Origin of the sequence: Cellvibrio mixtus subsp. mixtus J3-8 (genome assembly GCF_000766945.1) — a bacterium.
Taxonomy (GTDB): domain Bacteria; phylum Pseudomonadota; class Gammaproteobacteria; order Pseudomonadales; family Cellvibrionaceae; genus Cellvibrio; species Cellvibrio mixtus_A.
This window is the reverse complement of sequence record NZ_KN266209.1, coordinates 85,344-103,926: the sequence shown is the minus strand read 5'-3', so window position 1 is coordinate 103,926 and position 18,583 is coordinate 85,344. Positions and strand designations below refer to the sequence as shown.

The following is an 18,583-nucleotide window of genomic DNA, read 5'->3' as shown; positions in this document are numbered from 1 at the left end:
AGGTAACGAAAATGGAAAAGACAAAAGAATATAGCCTCAAGCAACTCATGGCAGGTGTCGATTCACTGGTGGAGACGAGTGAACAATTGGTAAAGACCGCCGTGCTTGAGCATCGCAAGCGCGAACAAATTAAAAATATGGAGTTGCCCGTATTGTGGGGGCAGGATGAGCTCTACGAAAAGAAAATCGTTTTTACCGGAATGCGCCAGCGGGAATTGTTGAACGCCTTTCGTGAAGTGCGCATCCGCCTGTTGGAGAAAAATAAAACCGATAACATGGTGGTACTGGTCAGTTCGGTATCTGCCAGTGGCGGTTCCAGTTTTTTCTCTTTTAACCTTGCCGCAACATTTGCGTTGGACCAACACAAAACGGCGCTCTACGTTGATTGTAATCCCTATGCATCTGCAGCTGAACGCTATATCACCCAGGATGTGGAAAACGGCCTTACGCAATATTTGACTGATTACACCGTGCCGTTGAAAAGCATTATTTATCCAAGTGGCATCGAGCGTTTGCGTGTTATTCCCTCCGGTGGTTCCAGTGAATCTGCAGCAGAGTTTTTTAACTCCAAACGGATGGAAGTATTTGTAGCTGAAATTAAATCCCGCTATCCGGATCGTTTTATCGTACTTGATGCACCTTCAGTGCAGGTTTCAACAGAGGCGCGGATTCTTTCACGTTATTGTGATCACGCGCTGCTAGTGGTGCCTTACGGAACTGCCGTTACTGACGAAGTGCTTGCGGCGGTCGATGCTGTTGGTAAAGAACGTTTTGCCGGGTTGGTCTTTAATAACTAGGTTGTACACTGATAAAAGGAGATGCGCTACATGAAAAGAGTTTCCCTCCTTGCATTGGTGATTGCATGTGCTAACGCGTCTGCTGTTGAGGAAAAACAACAAACGTACGGTGCAATATTATCTGCAACCACAGAGCAATCTGATAATGCCTTACGTGCTCCTGAAAATGAAATCAGTGAACGCCAGGATACATTGCAGGCAGGTGTTTTTGCACTCTATGAAAATGATCTGATAGAGCTGGATACCAATTACGCTGCAGCAAAAAAATATTATGACAAGGAGAGCCAGAGAGATCGCGATTCGTTAACCGGTCGCACCAGTTTTAAAATAGGTAAGGATCATCACCTGGTTGATCTGCGTGTTTTGCATGTGCGTCAAAAACAACTGGTTTCTGCTGATGCAATTGATCTTGAAGAAAATCAGGATGAAAAACAGATCCTCACTATCCAGCCGTCATTTCATACGCGAATTACCCCAACAGATACTTTTTTTATCCAGGGTAATGCTACCGATGTGGATTATCGTTACCAGACGCTGAGTAATTCACAGCGAGAAGGCGCAACAACCGGTTTGCAACATTCATTTTCCAGTGTCGACCTCCTTGGTATTTTTATCAGTCATACCGATGTAGATTTTGAATTTCTTCCGGAACTTGATTATCGCATGCAATCCTATGCGGTAAGTTACGCGGCGCAATTGCGCAAACTGCAATACAAACTGGAACTTGGGCAGAGCAAAATGCAATCCCAGTTTGATAAAGGCGATGAAGCAGACACTAATCCTTACTATTTGGTTACTGCCAGTTATGCAACGGGGTACAACCAGTGGGATTTGTCGGTTACAGAGCAAAGCAGCGATTCATCGATGGGCCTGGGTGATAATGCTTTTGGCGAAGATTCAGGTTTCGGTGATTCGGGTTCAAATAAACCGGATCGCATAGTTCTGAAACGTGCCCAGTTATCCTGGAGAACCACAGCACTCTGTGATCGTTGCACATTGAACCTGAGTGGTGTTGCTGAAGAGCGCGAATACCTTACGCAGGAGCGGCAAGAGCAAAGCAATGGGGTTGCATTGGGTGTAGGGTACAACTTATCGCGTTCGGCAAATATTGGTGCGCGCATTCAATTGCGCCAACAGGAATTTGAAGGCAAGAGCCCCATCGAAGACTTTGATACAACCCAAATCGGTGTTTATTACAGTTACAACTTTTCCGGCGGTACCAGCGTACGTTTATTCGCATCTGAGTTTGAACGCGAATCGGATAGCGAGTTACAAGATTATACCGAGCTAAGGTCAGGAATAACGCTTAGCCACAGGTTCTAACCCTTATTGATAACAGGAATGGTAAATTCCATGAAAAAAATTACACAAATAACTGCGCTAGGCCTGGGGCTGTTGCTAGCGGGATGTGGTCAAAACAAACAAGAAAATGCAGAAACCGCATTGCGCCATCAAAATTCTGCCGCTGTTTACCAGCAGCAAGGTCAATTGCGAGCGGCCATGTTGGAGGCTAAAAGTGCAATCCAATTGGTGCCCGATTCACCGGAAGCGTATATTGCATTAGCAAAAATTTATAATCAGACAGGTGCTTACGCTTCTACTATCAATTTATTGGAGTCGCGCGTTGAACAAATTCCTGCTGCGGCCTCGGAATTGGCTGAGGCGCATTTTGCGGTAAAAAAATACCGCACCGCACTTAATATTCTTGAAACGCATCCAGCTCCCGAAGCTTCTCCAGTGTTGGTACAACAGCAACAATTCATTGCTGCCCAAGCCAATATTGCATTAGGCGATAAAGATGCATATCAGGTTGCGTTGGAAAAATTCCGCGCCGCAAATGGCAGCGTTGCTGACATAGGTTATCTCGAAGCAAGTTTCCAGCTCGCGCAGGGTCAAACTGATGAAGCGATTACCTCACTGCAGGCAACCCTCCAAAAAGATCCTAACCATTTAAAAGCACTAATTTTGCTGGGTAATTTATCCGCTTACAAAAACCAATTACAAGATGCTGAGCAACACTACACCAAAGCATTGGGATTGTTGCCCGCTACTGATGTAATCACCATAGACCGGGCCAAAGTGTTGTCGTTACTGACGGATGTCCTCATCCAGCAGGGCCGCACCAGCGAAGCTTATGTCTATCAAAAATTGCTTGCAGAGGCTAACCCCGAACGCAATGCTGCCCAACAAAAATTTACTGATGCAATGGAATACTACCAGCAAGGCAAATTGGGCGATGCTGAGAAATTATTAAAGGAATTGCGCGAGCAATACCCTGACGATAAAAATACAGCAACCTTATTGGGCATGATTGAATTCCAACAAGGCTCTGATAAGAGTGCGATTGATTTATTCGATCAATTTATTGATCCGGAAACTGCTACGCCAACTGTAATTCAAGCAGCGGCTTTAGCGAAATTCCGTTCCAACCAAGTAGATGACGCGGTTAAATTATTAAAAGACGCTGCACAAAGCCAACCTAATAACGCTGCAATACTGGCGACCTATGGCCTTGCTCTTTTGGATCGTGAACCTACCAGTTCCGAAGGCGGAATCGCGCTGGAGAAAAGCCTTGCATTGGATCCGCAGCAACAGCGTTTGCGCATTGCACTTGCAAAACGTTACACCGAATTGCAGCAGCCTGAACAAGCGTTGGCGCAATTGCAAAAAGCTTATGAAGCCAAACCATTGGATTTATTGGTTGAAGAAGCTTATCTGAAAATGTTATTGCAACAAGGTGATGATGATCGCGCCCGGGCAGTTATTAATGATTTGCAGCAAAAATATCCGGATAGCCCTCGCGCCTCTTTCCTTAGTGGTTGGTATTCGTTAACCAAGAAAGAATATGCGGTAGCGGAAAAGCAATTTGAAAAAGCATTATCAATTAAAGATAACACCGAGAAATCCCTCTCTTATGCTGGGCTTGCGCAATTATACAGTGAGCAAAACCAACCCTTAAAAGCAGTGAATGCCTGGCAATCCTTGCTTGAGGCCGAGCCAAAAAATGTTAATGCCTACAGGCCCTGGCTCGCACTTATGGCGCAGCAGGATCGCCTGAAAGAAGCGCAGGAGTTTTTGCAAACCCTGGCCAGTAAATCGGAAGATTGGCAGCCCTCCGCAGTATTGGCGCAATTGTTATTTGTGAGTAAACAAAGCGCTGCTGCTATTCCTTACATTGAAAAAGCATTGGAAAAAAGCCGCAACTCAGACAATGTAAAAAAGATGACCGCAAATCTGTATCACGCCTACAGCGCTGAATTACGTGCGGCTAATAAGCTGGTTGAAGCACAAAGCTATTCAGCAAAAGCGATAGCATTAATCCCGGATAACCTGGATTACCTTGCTGGTTTAATAGAGACCGAGTTGGTTAGTAAAAATATTCCGGAAGCCCAGAAGTTGCTGGATCAATTTACACAGACACAAGAAACCTTGCCAGGGAAAACTTTTTTACAAGGTAAAATCCGTATGGCAGAGGGAAAACCGGAAGAGGCGTTAAAGGAATATCTGAAATCCTGGGCGCTGCAACCTAATGAGCTGGTTGCAGAGACAATATTCACTTATTACACGCAGACTAAAAATGATGCCAGCCGCACTTTTGCTGCAGAGTGGAAAGAAAAGTTACCACAAAGCCGCAAAGCAGGTTTGGTGTTGGCGATGAATGCCCAGGCCAGCAATGACATTCCTACTGCCACCAAATATTACGAAGAAATTGTGCAAAAAGATCCATCTTCGCCTGCAGTACTGAATAATCTGGCGTGGAATTATCATTTGGCTAAAGATCCGCGTGCATTGGAAACTGCCAAAAAAGCCTATGAGCTAGCGCCAACTGTACCGGCAATATTGGACACCTACGGATGGATATTGGTTGAACATGGAAAAGTGGCGGAAGGTGTTGAATTGCTTGAGCGTGCAGTTGCAGCAGATCAAAATAATGTTGAAATAAAGCAGCACTTACAAGAAGCGAAAACAAGGTTAAAAAATCAGTAATATTTAATGTAAAAAATCGAGATAACTGGGCCTCCAATGGCCCAGTTTTTATTTTTAGTCTGACCGGGTTGTTTGCAGAGCAAATAATCACTCCAGGGGTAGTCCAGGCAAAGCCATGGAAAATAACGCACAAAACACAAAGACTTTTGCACCGGCAAAATTACTGCCATTTGCGGTAATTGCTGTGCTGCCCTTACTTTTTTGGCAAACCTTCGCCGGTCTTGCAAGCGAGTGGAGCCAATGGGATCAATCGTTATCCCATGCTTATCCCTTGTTGTTATGGTTTGCCTACCTGTTATTCAAAGCAAGCCCCCTGGCAATTCATCGACAACATATTGCAGTAGATATATTGCTGGTTATTGCATTAATCGGTTTAAGTCTCGCATGGTTTTTGTTTCAGTTGGTCCAAATTAAATTATTTGAACAACTGATACTGTTACCATTGTTGTATTTAAGTATCTCCTGGGTATTTGGATTAAAAACATTTTGGCAGCAACGATTTTTACTACTATTGCCAATTTTTACATTACCGGTTTGGGATTATCTCACTACTCCATTAGTGGAATTGGCGAGCCTGGTGGTAGGTGTGATGGTGCGTTGGATGCAAATACCTGCGTTAATTGATGGCAGCAGTATTTTTATTCCATCTGGCCACATTATGATTGCGGATGGTTGTTCGGGATTGCGTTATTTAATTATTTCCCTGGCGATGGGCCATGCAATAAGTTATCTCAACGGCTATCGCGAAAAAGGCGTAATTGTCTGTTTGATTTTGGCTGGCGTTCTGGGTTTGGTTGCGAATTGGATAAGGATTTTCGGCCTCATCCTGGTAGGTTACTACACTGAAATGCAAAGTTCTTTAATGTCGGACCATGAAACTTTTGGCTGGGTTATTTTTGCCCTTGTTTGTTTTCCCGCGATTTATTTTGCGCCGGTAATTCGCAGGGTCGCACACACGCCTGTTTTAACCCCTTCGGTAGTCGGTTGGAAAAAATTAGCGGTGTTAATACTGCTATTGATACCCGGGGTTATTCTCGCATTTATCATAAACCCGACCGCAGGGACAAAGCCTCCAGTCTACAAATTGGATGCTGATTATTTTCATCAAAGTTATCACCCCATGCCGGTTCAAATGGAGTTGCCTCCCAGTAAAATCCACCATAGCTACCAGGTTGATTCCGCACGTTTGCGAATTGACCAATATTATCCTGAAACCCGCAAAGAGCGCTTGGTTCCTTATATTGCGCATCAGTTCGATACCGAAGCATGGGTGATTGATAGCAGTAAAATCATGGCTGCAAAAAATAACCAGGTGCGTATCGATATCCTTCGGCAGAAATCCGGCGTGCGTAAAGTGGTGCAATTGCAATGGTTCGATGTAGGCGGGTATCGCGCTCCAACAGTGCCAAAGGCCAAGCTACTGCAAATCCCTGCACTGTTAAGCGGGAATAACTATTTTTCAATAATTACACTTCAAACTGAATGTGCAAACAACAGCTGTGATGATGCAGTACAACAACTGCTGGGTATTAACGAATTAATTATCAACTAAAGGTTAACTATGGAACTGCTGTTTTGGTTATCAGGTTTATTGGTTATTTATATTTATGCGGGTTATCCGTTGTTATTGCGTTTCCTGCCGAAAAAGCCAATCAAGCGCGATGCGTTGGCGACAGAAAAGCCGCGCGTTACGGTGTTGATTCCAGCATTCAATGAGGAAAAGGTTATTCGCGCAACCATTGAAAATAAACTTGCGCAAACATATCCCGCTGACCTCATCGATATTATTGTAATTTCAGATGAGTCGGAGGATAAAACTGACGAAATAGTGACAGAAATTGCAGAACAAAACTCGCGTGTGAAATTAGTTCGACAAGTCCCGCGTCAGGGAAAAACGTCGGGTTTGAATTTGGCGATGCCACATACTACCGGTGAGATCATTGTATTTTCTGATGCGAATAGCCATTACCAACCTGATGCGATTGAAAAACTGGTTGCGTGCTTTGCTGATCCGGATGTTGGTTATGTCACCGGAAAAATGGTGTATGTAAACGAAGAAGGCAATGTGATCGGCGATGGTTGCAGCGCCTATATGAAATATGAAAATCATTTGCGCCGCCTGGAAGCTGATGTCTCATCTGTTGTTGGCGTGGATGGCGGTGTGGACGCGGTGAGAAAATCTTTGTACCAACCCATGAGTGCAGATCAGTTACCCGATTTTGTTTTACCACTTAAAGTCGTCACTCAGGGTAAACGTGTTATTTATTGTGAAGAAGCATTGTTGAACGAGGAATCCTTAAGCAATTCCCAATCGGAATTCCGTATGCGTGTACGGGTATCGCTGCGTGCTTTTTGGGCCATGTGGGATATGAAACATTTATTCAATCCCGGTAATTATGGCTTATTTAGTTTGCAATTGTTTTCACATAAATTGTTGCGTTATCTTGCGTTTATCCCTCTGATTCTGGTGTTCGTAAGCAATGGCTTGGTTACCGGTGAGGGTTGGTTTTATCAATATACATTTTTAATCCAGATTATTTTTTACGGCGCGGCAGCGTTTGTGTCATTGAATGATGGAACCAGAAATCGTTGGCTGGCGTTAGCCAATTATTTTTGTTTAATAAATGTTGCGGCAGCAATGGCATTCCTGAAGTTTATTAAAGGCGAAAAAATTGTTATTTGGAAACCCAGGGTCGGTTAGGTGCTATTGCAATGAATATTGCTCATCTTATCGATAGTGGTGGTCTTTACGGTGCTGAACAAGTGCTGCTTACTCTATGCAAGCAGCAACAACGGCAGGGATTAAATCCATTGATTGTTAGTTGTGGTTTGCCTGGTGAAGCGGAAAAACCGCTGGAGCAAGCTGCCCGCGCCCAATCTATCCCGGTGCTTGTTTGGCGTATGAAAGCCGGGATTAATCTGGCGGGGATGCGCCAATTACACGCTGCACTTGTTGAGCAAAAAATCCAGTTGCTGCATTCCCACGGTTACAAATTTAATATTCTGCTCGCCTTGCTTGGGCGTCGCAAAGCAGGCATGCCACTATTATCGACTGTCCATGGTTATGTAAAAGCAAAGTTTCCACACAAAATGTGGCTTTATGAATTGCTTGATCGAATTGCGCTGGGCCGCTTCGATAAAATAATTCTTGTTAGTGATCAAATGCGTCAGCTTAACGCCTTTAGCGGTAATAGTTCGCGCATTGGCGTTATTAGTAATGGCATTGCGGCTGAAAACTCAATGCCTTCGCCTGTGCAGGTCGATGGACTCCTGGAATTGGTAGCAGTTGGCCGGCTTTCGCCCGAAAAAGGATTTGGTTATCTCATTAGTGCATTGGCGGAGTTGAATCGCGACCATCCAACGTGCCGCCTGACATTAATGGGCGCAGGCGGTTTAGATGCGCAGTTAAAACTTCAGGCTGAGCAATTGGGGCAATCCGGGTTTATTCGATTTGCCGGATTTGTCAGTAATGCCCAGGCTCAATTTCATCAGTATCACATGGTGGTCATGCCCTCCTTAACGGAAGGTATTCCTGTAACCTTGCTGGAAGCCATGCGTAATAAAACACCGATTATGGCATCTTCAGTTGGAGGAATCCCCCAGGTGCTTGGTGCAGATAATCCACTGCTAATTGCGCCAGCTTCCGTAGATTCAATTGTAAGTAAATGCCGTGATTGGTTACAAAAAACAATCGCAGAACGAGAACAATTAATAGCGCGTAATTATGCGCGTTATATGCAGAACTATACTGCCGAAGCTATGGCGGCCAGTTATCTCGCTATTTATCAATCTCTCATCGCACAGCGGCTTAGCGTATGAATCCTGTTGTTGAATCTCTTTATTATAAAAGCCCGGTGTTTTTGCAAAACCTTGCCGTGAGTTTGATGGGGTTACGCTTGCGCGCCGAACGCTACCGTCCGGCAGGCGAAGAAAAACTTAAAGAGTTACTCATCAGCAGCCAATTCACTGCGGAGCAAATGTGCGCTTATCAAAGCGAACAATTTGTACAACTTGCGCGGCATGCGATTTACAACACAGAGTTTTATCGTCGCTGGGCAAAAGAACAGGGTATCAGCGTTAGTGATATTCGTTCCCTTGCGGATATAAAACAATTCCCTGTAATTGAAAAAAATTTTATTCGCGAAAATGCTGCGCTGTTTAAAGCAGGCCCGCGTAATGTCACTGCCAAGCCAATGACGTTATTTACCAGCGGGACAACGGGAACACCATTGTCTGTGTTTACGGATCAGGATTCACGTAGCGAACATTATGCTTTTTTTTCTCGCCTGCGCTCATGGTATGGCGTAGATCCTGTTGCGCGCAGGGCTACATTATTTGGTCGTATCATTATGCCGGCGGTACAAAAAAAACCGCCATTTTGGCGTTATGATGCAGCGCAAAAAAATTTGCTAATGTCCTCGTATCACCTGAAACCGGAAAATGTAATTCATTATTACAACAAATTGCGCACATACCAGCCGCAAGAAATTTTTAGTTATCCCTCTAGTATCACGCGCATTGCTGAATTCATTGTTGCTGAAAAGTTGCCACCTTTACCCCTCAAGCTACTGATGACAACTGCGGAAAATTTGCATGAGTGGCAAAAAACGTTATTACAGCAAGCATTCGATGCACCTATTGTGAATCAATATGGGTGTACAGAAATGGCGTTTTTTGTTTCGAGCTTGCCAGACGGCAGTATGCGGTTCCATCCTGAGCATGGTATTGCCGAGGTTCGCACACCGTCCGGCGAAATTGCTGAACAAGGTGAAGGTGAATTGGTGGTAACGGGGTTGGTGAATTATTCCATGCCTGTTATTCGTTACGCTATCGGAGATACGGTCACTATCGGTTCAGCCAATGCAAACGGGTTTCCTGAATTGGTACAAGTGCATGGGCGTAAAGATGATGTGATATACATGTGTGATGGCACACCGGTAGGCAGGCTGGACCCCATTTTTAAAGGTGGAAGTGGCATTAGAGCGGCGCAAATACTACAAGACCAATCCGGTGCAATTAGTCTCCGTTTAGTGCCGGATGAAACTTATACCGAACAAGCCGGCATTGATTTGCGCCGTGAGTTAATAAAACGTGTAGGTGATGATTTACCCATTGAAATAGCGCTCGTCAACGAGATTGCCAAAGAAAAAAACGGAAAGTTTAAACCGGTGATTAGTAATTTTAAGAAAGGTCAGTAGCTGGTAACAGCTAATAGTTGAAACTATTTAAATATACCAGCGGAGCTAAATAGTTGAGCAGTTTAAAATTAATGTTTGTAGGCGATATTTCGTTGGGAGAGCACTATTTTTCTTTTGGGCATGGGCCCAGGTCTACGGCAGACAGGCAAGATATATTCGCATCGGTTAAACCAATATTTGCAGCGGCAGATTATGTTTGCGGAAACTTGGAAGGGCCAATTTCGGATATTGGTTTGAATTCCAAAGATCCGGAAAGTGTTGTTTTTCGTGGCGATCCCCATGCAGCTGGAATGCTTGCTGATGCGGGTTTTAATTTAATGCATGTTGCAAATAACCATATTATCCAACATGGCGAACAAGCATATCGCCATACCCTGGCTCTACTGGAGAGCAACAATATTATTCCCATCGGAAATGTTGGTGACGAATGTATCCTGGAAAAAAATGGAATTAAAATTGCCATAATTGCCGGCTCGGATGTTCCTGATAACACATTTCCCGAACAGCAGCTCTATGAAACCCTGGATGTAGAAAAAATACTGAAAAAGGTTAAGGAAGTTAAGGGTACGGTTGATTGGATTTTACTGTCCTTGCATTGGGGCAAGGAAGAAAAAATCAGTCCTACCCAGGAACAAATTGATATGGCAAACCGCTTTAGGGAGGCTGGGGTAAATTTTATTGTTGGCCATCATCCCCATATATTTTTCCCTGTGGAACGATCAGAGCATTATTTATGTGCCTGGTCGTTAGGTAATTTTATATTTGATCTTCCCTGGGATAAACGGTTGTGCAAGTCTGCGATTCTGGAAATCGACTTAAATAAATATTCGTTTGATGCAAGTGTCCACCCTGTAACTATTTTGCCAAACGGCACGCCGGTTAAGGCCTCAGTGGCAAATAAAATCACGGCTGGAAGTTTTTGCCTATATGAAAATGCTTCTGGGTTCAGATTTTTCTCGTTGATGAAAATAATATTTTTTGCATCGAATTTCTTTAGGGGAAAGGTAAGCCTTAAATTTATTTTCATTAAACGAAAAGTGTTGAAGAAATTTGGCTTTTAAGGTGAATTAATTGAATAGGAAAGTTATCCATATAGTTCATTGGGAGCGTTCGGGAATATTTTCGGTTGCCAATGAGCTGGCTGCTCAAGGCCTTGAAAATGGACATTCACATGCCGTCAGGGTTATTAGAAAGCAAAAAGGATATTGGGATATTTTTTTGTCGCTTTTCCGGATGGCTTCGATTTTTTTCGAGATTATTTTCAAGCGGAAAAATCTATATCACGCGCATTCATTTTTGCCTTTTATGTTTTTGTACCTGATCACCGGTAAGGGTGCGGTAACGTTTCATAATCTTTATCCTTTTTTTTCTTCAGCATCCAAAAAAGACAAGATCAAACGAGATTTAATCCGTAAATTGTTTGCTACTAAAAGCATATCTTCGAGTTCGGTTGGCAAAGCTGTTGCGGATGCAGTGCAGCGGCATCTTGGAATAACCTCAGTCGTGATCTTTAACGGGTTGATGGTAGAAAGATATCACTTTTCAGCTCCCGGTAAAAAAACTATTCTCGGTGCGGCGGGCCGGTTAGATGATCAAAAAAATTTTGAGGCATTGGTTGTGGCATTTTCCCGCTGCAAATGTGATGGGGTTCAATTACATATTGCCGGTGAAGGTGTGAAACGATCAGCACTTGAATTGCTGATTAAACAACACGGTTTGGAAAATAATGTTTTTTTGTTGGGGCATCAAGGCGATATGCCGGCATTTTATGCATCAATAGATGCATTTATTTGTTCCTCATTGTATGAGGGGTTTGGAATTGTATTGGCTGAAGCAATTTTAAGTGGCAAGCCGGTAATAAGTACAAATGTTGGAATAGCTGTGGACCTCGAAGCTATTAGTATTATCAGGAGCGGCTTTGAAATTGATGATCTTGCCAGTGCTATTGATCAATGGCAGAAAATGTCCCTATCAGAAATAGAACTGAGTGCGAATCATAACAGGGCTGCGATTATTGATGAATTTACCATCTCAAAAATATATCAACAATATGTTGAACATGTATGGAGTGGAGTTTGAGTTTTATGAATAATCCGTCACTCCCTTCAGTTTCGATAATTATTCCGGCATTTAATGAAGAGCGATATATTGCCGATTGCCTTAAATCAGTCCAGGCGCTGGATTACCCCTCCGAACTGATTGAAATCATTGTTGTTGACAATGGGTCTAAAGATAGAACGGTGGAGATAGCCAGGGGATTTGGAGTTGATGTTTATGTTGTGCCAAATGTCAGGGTTGGTGCAGTGAGAAATTTCGGTGTGTCTAAATCAAAAGGCGAAATGGTGGCCTTCCTTGATGGGGACTGCATTCCCCCGGTGACATGGCTAACGGATGCCCTGGCTTATATGGAAGCGAATAATTGCGATGTTGTTGGTGGCACTTGTTTGCTTCGAGCAAATCCTTCCTGGGTCGAAACTGCATGGGTCATAAATGTCGACCCTAAAGATGATATAAACGGAACCTTGATTGGTGGAAGTATTTTGCTGAGCAAATCATTATTCCTGAGCGTTAACGGGTTTGATGAGACCTTGACTGCTGGAGAGGATTCCGGATTAGGGCATCGGTTGCGTGAGTTGGGTCATAAAGTTCATATAGCGAAATGTTGTGCCTTTATCCATTTGGGATACCCGACAACGATATCAGAGTTTATGCGCCGGCAGATGTGGCATGCCTCCAGTTATTTGAAAAGCAAGAAGAGTGGTATAGATCCCACTTTTGCACTTACGGTATTTTTTTTGGTGACCTTAATCACATTGCCGCTATCCTTGATTTTCACTGTGCAGGCATTCTTCATGCAGGTGCTAATTTTGTTTGCCATCCCGATTTTATTAACGTTCAAGCGGTTGGTTCGCTCAACGGTAAGGCTTTTCAGTATTGATCGTTATATAAAAATGTACGTTCTGGATTTTTTTTATTTACTCGGAAGGGCTCTTGGACTTTTGAAATCGATCCTGATCGAAATACGTATACTTGACGATAAAAAGGACCATTACTAGTTCGAAAAAAGCTAGGCTTTTGGCATTCAAATGATAATTACTTTGCTATCCTTCAAAGGATATCTACGTCAGAGAGGCTTTTGATTTTATGAAATTTCTCCTACTTTTGCTTGCATTCTTGCCTCTTTCCACATTTGCGCAAGTGACAAGCGTGGATTTGAAAAAGGTTGGCGGCGCCATCGATGTTGTAACGCTGAAAGGAAGCTTTTCGGCAAAAGAAGCCCCTCTCCTTTATGATCAGGCAAATGAGGGTTATGAAAAAGGTATCCTCAATCGAACCTTTGCCACAATAGCCGAAACCCGTGAACTTACCTTGGGTGATACGCGATATAACGCTAAAGCTATCTGGCAAACTGCCAATGCGGGCATTTTTATTCAAAATAACAAGGCATTCGCACGGACAGAGACATCGGGTGCTTATTACTTTGGAAGCAATGCAAATGCCTTTATTGGTGACCCGAGGGTACACTCCCGTTCCGGGACACCCGTTGAGTCTAAAAAGTTATATCTCAGTTGGTGGTTCAAACCGCAAAATGATACCCGTGACTATATCCCTGTTAAGGTCACTAATGTATCAACCGACTTTAAGCCGGTTGAAGGTGATGAGTTTAGTGTTGCGGTAGATAAGGATTGGACTGGCGTTACCCAGGTATATGGCAGGGTCATTAATTACGATCCAGCGAAAAGCGAGCTGGTAGGTAATTTTTATGGACAGGCAAACCCCAATAAAATCATAGGAAAGACTGTCACGCTCAACTCAAATGGTGCGAAGGCAAGTATCGTAGAGGCAACCGGTTGGCGTGGAGCGAATAAATATGTGCGTATTTGGGAAAGTGACGGTTCAGAGGGGAGTTTCAGGATGTCCTGGACCAATACGACAGTCGCAGTAGACAGCCTTGTAACCTATAAGGTGTCCAATGTTATTGCCAGGGAATGGAATCACATGGAGTTATTCATTGACCAAACTGCTAAAAAAGTATGGACCAAAGTCAATGGCTTGGCTGATCAGTCTGGTACTTATGAAGGTGTAGCCGATGTGCCAGGCTATTCTCCGACAATTGGCTTGATTGGGTTTGATGCCAGTGTTGATCTGATCCAAAAGTTCTGGATGGACGATATCTATATGGATAAAAGTTTCCGCAGGATCACGCTGGGCGATGCTGACAAATATACGGCGGTCACGAGTGAAGAAGTGCAGTATTACACCAGCTGGACTGATTCAGAAATCACCTTCAAGCCAAATTATGGTTCTTTAAATCGATCCAAACCTGCATACATTTATATTTACGATGAAAACGGGGTTCCTAATCCGGCAGGAATTAAACTGGAATCACCAATTCTTATGCTGAAATAAAGATCATCTCGAACAAATATTCTGAAATGATGATATTTGAAGGATCGATAAGAAATACTTTACTGTGAGTTACAGTTTCTTATCGATCCACTCTTTAAACAGGCCTGGATTATAGTAATAAAAATGGTCTGATTTCAGGGTATTATAGCGACCTTCGATTAGAGCTATCTGGAAGGACGCTATGCGAGAGTTTTTGGTTTATACCTCGGCGGGTGAAAATGCCAATGTCCATCGATGGGCCAAGCAGGCCCATCGCTCCTACGATATCTGGATAACCAATTACTCGAATACTCCCGGCCTCCATCGTGGTTATGCCGACCACTACAATGAACGCAAAGGAGCCAAGTTTCCCAATTTCAAATGGGTGCTGGAAAATTACAGGGAACATATTTCCGCTTATAAGGCCATTATGATTGCCGATGATGACATCATCCTTTCATGTGCTGACCTGGATGCACTCTTCAGCTTATTAACAGAAAAACAAGCGCCCATTGTTGTTCCTGCCTTTAGTCGCCTGGGGAAAATTTCGCACGATACAACAGCTCGTGAATGGCGTAGCGACTATCGTTATACCAATTTTGCTGAAGTGACTTGCCCGATTATCCGCACCGACTTATTGCTGGATTTCATGGCGATCTACGATGATTCGAATGTGCAATGCCACGGTTTGGATTGGTGGTACCTGAGCTATTGGGGTGATAAGGTCCGCGATAAGATCATCATTTCAGATACCCACTATTGTATTAATCCACGTGATCTTGTTAAGAAAGGCGGGCAGCGTGAAATTGATCGCCATTATTCGGAAGCTGAGCGGCAGGCGCGTTGGCAAGCCAAAAAAGCCGAACTGAATATTCAAAGCTTTCCCAAGGTTATTTCCCGTCGCATACCCAAACCGTTTTCTACGCTTATTCTCCAGACGCCATTTTTTATTGCAGAAATGGTTATTACCTGGCTGTGGGACAAATTGTTACCCGTGTTTCTGGGGCCAATCAAGCGCTTGGTTAAATCTGTATTGCGCAAGCGTATCTCCCCGAGTTCAGGTAAATCGTTATGATGCATGTTGATTTACACTGCGACACGCTGGGCACGCATTTATTACAAATTTTTTCTGGCCTTTATTTATTACAGCAGCGGGGAAAAATCACCCTGGCTGTTAAAGGCGGATTGCCATTGACGCTTGCGCGACCAAATCGTCAATTCCTGGTGTTGCGTGTGGCGCAAAACAAAGCCAGCAGGGATCGTACGACGTTTTTATTTGATCTGCAGGACTCTCCTGCACTTGGATTGCCTGACGCATTGGACCACGTGGATTTTTATGTAAAAAGAAGCCTGGAACCATCGTCATTCCATGGTTTAAGTGAAGTACAAGCAAAAAAATTAATTCCCTTTGGTTTGAATTATCAAGTAGTCAGCTTTTCAGCAAATTATTTTTTGAAAATTGCTGCCGCTGAGTTTTTTTCTCGCCCCTATAGCCCGTTGAATAAAAAACACAATTTTCACGTACATAATTTGAAAGATATTTTCGATTTTGTTGTGCGGGGAAAAAAGAATAATCTTTTATCTGAGAAGGAATTATCGCCTTCCGGCAGTGCAGCTGGAAACGGCAGCGTGATGTTTCAATGCCGATTGTGGGAGCCAATGGGGCTTGCAGAAAAAAATCAGGAAGATGCCAACCAGATTAATCAATCGCGCATTGAATTAATCCGGTCATTAAAAACAGAATTGGGTGAACGTTTTTGGGGTGGATTACAAAATACTGCATATGCCCGGGAGCTGGCACCGGAGCTCATCGCAAGTTTGCCCTCTGTCCGCCGTGAATATATTGCTCGGGTGCGCAAAGCAAGTATTGTTATTTCCAGTGCAGGATTATTGCAATCAAATGGGTGGAAGCTCGGTGAATATGTTGCATTGGGGAAATGTATTCTCTCTGAGCCGATTGCGACGCAGTTGCCTGGTCACTTTGCAGCAAATAAAAATTATATTGCTTATGAGTCGGCCGGAAATTGTCTGGAAATCGTAAAAAGCTTGCTTGATGATGAAATATCAATCGCCAGTATCGAAACTGAGAATCGCCGTTATGCACAGGATTATCTTGCACCCGGTAAGTTGATAGAAAATATTCTTGAAAGAATGAATAGCAAATAAATTTGTCGATTGGGAATTTAAGCATGGCATATGTGGATGGTTTGGTGTCTGTATTGATACCTCTTTATAACCGCGCAAAATATATCGATGAAACAATTACTTCTGCATTGAAGCAGGAATATTCGCATATCGAAATAATTGTCGTCGATGATGGTTCAACTGATGGAGGCGATAAGCTGGTTGAGGCTTATTGCAAAGATTATCCGGTAACCCTTTATCGCCATCCGGGCAATGTAAATCTGGGGCAGTCAATTTCTTTGAATCTGGCGATAACCAAAGCTCGCGGCGAATTTATTGCAATACTGGATAGCGATGATATTTTTTTGCCTAACAAACTATCCGAGCAAGTTACTTTTTTGCGTGAGAATCCGGATGTCGACCTGGTGTATGGCATGGGTTACGGGGTTAACGCCGACGGTGAAATTGTTTACGAGATTTTATGTGAGGCGCATGAGGAGAAAAATGATCCCAATCGGGTTTTGCTTGACTGCTATTTTCATCTGCCGGTGTCGTCATTGTTGCGCAGAAAGGTTTTTGATCTGGTCGGGGGATTTGATGAAAGCTTGCGTGCAGGCCAGGACCATGACATGCAAGTTCGTATGGCTGAAAAAATAAAGCTCGGGTTTTTGCCCCGGCGTGTTTATCACTACCGCCGCCACGGTGACTCTATTAGCAGTACAGGCCTTGAGCGCCGCTGGCGCAATGCAAACATTATCCTTGATAAAGCGGTTAAGCGGTTTAATTATCGCACTGAAACTGTTCGCAAACGCAGGGCAATTATTAATTTTCGCCTGGCACAAGTGTTGTGGTCCCAGAAAACCAATCGTATCGAAGCCGCGCGGCGCTTTATTTATTCTGGCTTGTTGGATCCGCTGCGAGCGCTTCGTGTTATCACTCGCCAAGAGAAAATTAAATAAAGCCGGGTTGTGGGATATTAAACATGCTGTTACATCATGAGCTGACGAACTCGGATAAGCAATACATTAACTATTTGCGTGGAGGCTTAATCCTGCGGGTAGTGTTAATGCATCTTGGTTTGGCCTGGTTTTATTTGCCTTACAGCAGTTATTTTGGCCTTTTTTTTCCGGCGTTATTCGGGGTTTCCGGGATCGTTTCCTATTACTCGTATCGTCGTGCAGGAGACGTGGTTCATTACGTCATTAAAAGGATTGCTCGTATAGTAATTACATTTTATATCATCAGTGGTGGAGCATATTTAATACTTTTTATTATGAATCCCCAGTGGGTGGGTCTATCTGAATTCCTGAATTGGCTATTAATAAATCCTAAATCAGCAGATCAACCTTATCCGATGGGGCAGATCTGGTTTTTGCGAGCGTTAATTTTGCTTACGGTTATCGTGTTGCCGTTTTTCTACTTGTCATTGCGAAATATTAATTACTTGTTAGTTCCGGTATTTATTTCCCTGTTGGTATCGCTCGCACAGCAGTTTGGTGGAGTGGGTTCAGTTTTTATGGTTGCGATTGGTGATTTGAACGAGATCAACACCTACCATCCCCTGGTAAATATGGGATATTTTTGTTTCTGTGCATGGGCATCCTATGTCGGTATTTTAAAGCGAACATCATGGATGTTTTGCCTTGTATTTGTTGGGGCATTGATGGCGTGGGCTATATTCCAACACCAGAACTTTAGCCTGAATCTGGCTGATCACAGCTACTTTCAGGATTTCTTTTATTTGTCTTTGGGATATGCCGGTATTGGCTTGCTATTTGGTTTAAGGACACCGATAACCTTTGTGCTGGAAAAGGTTCCGGCATGCGGCCGGATGTTATTGTTTTTCAGTACCCATGCGTTTTCTATTTTTATGATTCACTCCCTTTATATCTATCTGGCAGAAGCAGTATTTGACCTTAGGGACATGAAAAGTATTAGTGAGATTTTACTCAAAATTATATTTGTTATTTTGGCCTCAGTATTAAGCGCTGTACCCTTGTCATATCTATGCAAAAAAATAACCGGGGTATTAATTGCGAAAATTGATAATCGAAAAAAACAACAAGTGGCAATCTAATTGCTTCTGTT

The 18,583-nt window shown here is 43.4% G+C and carries 15 protein-coding genes; all 15 read left to right on the top strand.

Going from position 1 to position 18,583, the window contains the following annotated elements:
• Positions 1–11: 11 nt before the first annotated feature.
• The 15 genes from A596_RS13785 (at position 12) to A596_RS13715 (ending at position 18,572) form a co-directional block, all read left to right on the top strand.
• A complete protein-coding gene (locus tag A596_RS13785; protein WP_039915823.1) occupies positions 12–797 on the top strand; it encodes a tyrosine-protein kinase family protein in 786 nt (261 codons plus the stop codon).
• Positions 798–827: 30 nt separating this feature from the next.
• A complete protein-coding gene (locus tag A596_RS13780) occupies positions 828–2,120 on the top strand; it encodes a porin family protein (RefSeq protein ID WP_039915821.1) in 1,293 nt (430 codons plus the stop codon).
• A 30-nt stretch (positions 2,121–2,150) separates the two neighbouring features.
• Positions 2,151–4,784 (top strand): tetratricopeptide repeat protein, encoded by a 2,634-nt coding sequence (locus tag A596_RS13775; protein ID WP_235425731.1) that lies wholly within the window; start codon positions 2,151–2,153, stop codon positions 4,782–4,784.
• Between the two features lie 115 nt (positions 4,785–4,899).
• The gene (gene xrt, locus A596_RS13770; RefSeq protein WP_039915817.1) at positions 4,900–6,336 is read left to right on the top strand and encodes an exosortase; all 1,437 of its coding nucleotides are present in this window, start codon (positions 4,900–4,902) and stop codon (positions 6,334–6,336) included.
• 9 nt (positions 6,337–6,345) lie between these two features.
• A complete protein-coding gene (locus tag A596_RS13765; RefSeq protein ID WP_039915814.1) occupies positions 6,346–7,485 on the top strand; it encodes a glycosyltransferase family 2 protein in 1,140 nt (379 codons plus the stop codon).
• Positions 7,486–7,496: 11 nt separating this feature from the next.
• Positions 7,497–8,603, top strand: a complete 1,107-nt coding sequence (locus tag A596_RS13760) for a glycosyltransferase (protein WP_039915812.1) — start codon at positions 7,497–7,499, stop codon at positions 8,601–8,603.
• A complete protein-coding gene (locus tag A596_RS13755; protein ID WP_039915810.1) occupies positions 8,600–9,982 on the top strand; it encodes a phenylacetate--CoA ligase family protein in 1,383 nt (460 codons plus the stop codon). Before A596_RS13760 ends, A596_RS13755 begins: the two co-directional genes overlap by 4 nt.
• Positions 9,983–10,035: 53 nt before the next feature.
• Entirely contained in the window at positions 10,036–11,043 is a 1,008-nt protein-coding gene (locus tag A596_RS13750; protein ID WP_039915808.1) for a CapA family protein, read from the top strand.
• A 10-nt stretch (positions 11,044–11,053) separates the two neighbouring features.
• A complete protein-coding gene (locus A596_RS22170) occupies positions 11,054–12,061 on the top strand; it encodes a glycosyltransferase (RefSeq protein WP_152600186.1) in 1,008 nt (335 codons plus the stop codon).
• A 5-nt stretch (positions 12,062–12,066) separates the two neighbouring features.
• Positions 12,067–13,038 (top strand): glycosyltransferase family 2 protein, encoded by a 972-nt coding sequence (locus tag A596_RS13740; protein WP_039915806.1) that lies wholly within the window; start codon positions 12,067–12,069, stop codon positions 13,036–13,038.
• Between the two features lie 88 nt (positions 13,039–13,126).
• A complete protein-coding gene (locus A596_RS13735; protein ID WP_039915802.1) occupies positions 13,127–14,392 on the top strand; it encodes a hypothetical protein in 1,266 nt (421 codons plus the stop codon).
• Between the two features lie 181 nt (positions 14,393–14,573).
• The gene (locus A596_RS13730; protein ID WP_039915800.1) at positions 14,574–15,446 is read left to right on the top strand and encodes a hypothetical protein; all 873 of its coding nucleotides are present in this window, start codon (positions 14,574–14,576) and stop codon (positions 15,444–15,446) included.
• On the top strand, positions 15,443–16,537 hold the full coding sequence (locus A596_RS13725; RefSeq protein WP_039915798.1) for a glycosyltransferase: 1,095 nt from the start codon (positions 15,443–15,445) through the stop codon (positions 16,535–16,537). Before A596_RS13730 ends, A596_RS13725 begins: the two co-directional genes overlap by 4 nt.
• 23 nt (positions 16,538–16,560) lie before the next feature.
• Positions 16,561–17,454, top strand: coding sequence for a glycosyltransferase family 2 protein (locus tag A596_RS13720; protein ID WP_052417511.1), 894 nt, complete (start codon positions 16,561–16,563; stop codon positions 17,452–17,454).
• Positions 17,455–17,477: 23 nt separating this feature from the next.
• Positions 17,478–18,572: an acyltransferase family protein gene (locus A596_RS13715; RefSeq protein WP_039915796.1), complete on the top strand. Its 1,095-nt coding sequence runs from the start codon at positions 17,478–17,480 to the stop codon at positions 18,570–18,572.
• Positions 18,573–18,583: the final 11 nt, after the last annotated feature.

What these genes read in the sequence shown, in the direction of transcription:
- A596_RS13785 (WP_039915823.1), top strand. Translation starts at nt 12, where the DNA reads ATGGAAAAGACAAAAGAATATAGCCTCAAGCAACTCATGGCAGGTGTC.
- A596_RS13780 (WP_039915821.1), top strand. Translation starts at nt 828, where the DNA reads ATGAAAAGAGTTTCCCTCCTTGCATTGGTGATTGCATGTGCTAACGCG.
- A596_RS13775 (WP_235425731.1), top strand. Translation starts at nt 2,151, where the DNA reads ATGAAAAAAATTACACAAATAACTGCGCTAGGCCTGGGGCTGTTGCTA.
- xrt (WP_039915817.1), top strand. Translation starts at nt 4,900, where the DNA reads ATGGAAAATAACGCACAAAACACAAAGACTTTTGCACCGGCAAAATTA.
- A596_RS13765 (WP_039915814.1), top strand. Translation starts at nt 6,346, where the DNA reads ATGGAACTGCTGTTTTGGTTATCAGGTTTATTGGTTATTTATATTTAT.
- A596_RS13760 (WP_039915812.1), top strand. Translation starts at nt 7,497, where the DNA reads ATGAATATTGCTCATCTTATCGATAGTGGTGGTCTTTACGGTGCTGAA.
- A596_RS13755 (WP_039915810.1), top strand. Translation starts at nt 8,600, where the DNA reads ATGAATCCTGTTGTTGAATCTCTTTATTATAAAAGCCCGGTGTTTTTG.
- A596_RS13740 (WP_039915806.1), top strand. Translation starts at nt 12,067, where the DNA reads ATGAATAATCCGTCACTCCCTTCAGTTTCGATAATTATTCCGGCATTT.
- A596_RS13735 (WP_039915802.1), top strand. Translation starts at nt 13,127, where the DNA reads ATGAAATTTCTCCTACTTTTGCTTGCATTCTTGCCTCTTTCCACATTT.
- A596_RS13730 (WP_039915800.1), top strand. Translation starts at nt 14,574, where the DNA reads ATGCGAGAGTTTTTGGTTTATACCTCGGCGGGTGAAAATGCCAATGTC.
- A596_RS13725 (WP_039915798.1), top strand. Translation starts at nt 15,443, where the DNA reads ATGATGCATGTTGATTTACACTGCGACACGCTGGGCACGCATTTATTA.
- A596_RS13720 (WP_052417511.1), top strand. Translation starts at nt 16,561, where the DNA reads ATGGCATATGTGGATGGTTTGGTGTCTGTATTGATACCTCTTTATAAC.
- A596_RS13715 (WP_039915796.1), top strand. Translation starts at nt 17,478, where the DNA reads ATGCTGTTACATCATGAGCTGACGAACTCGGATAAGCAATACATTAAC.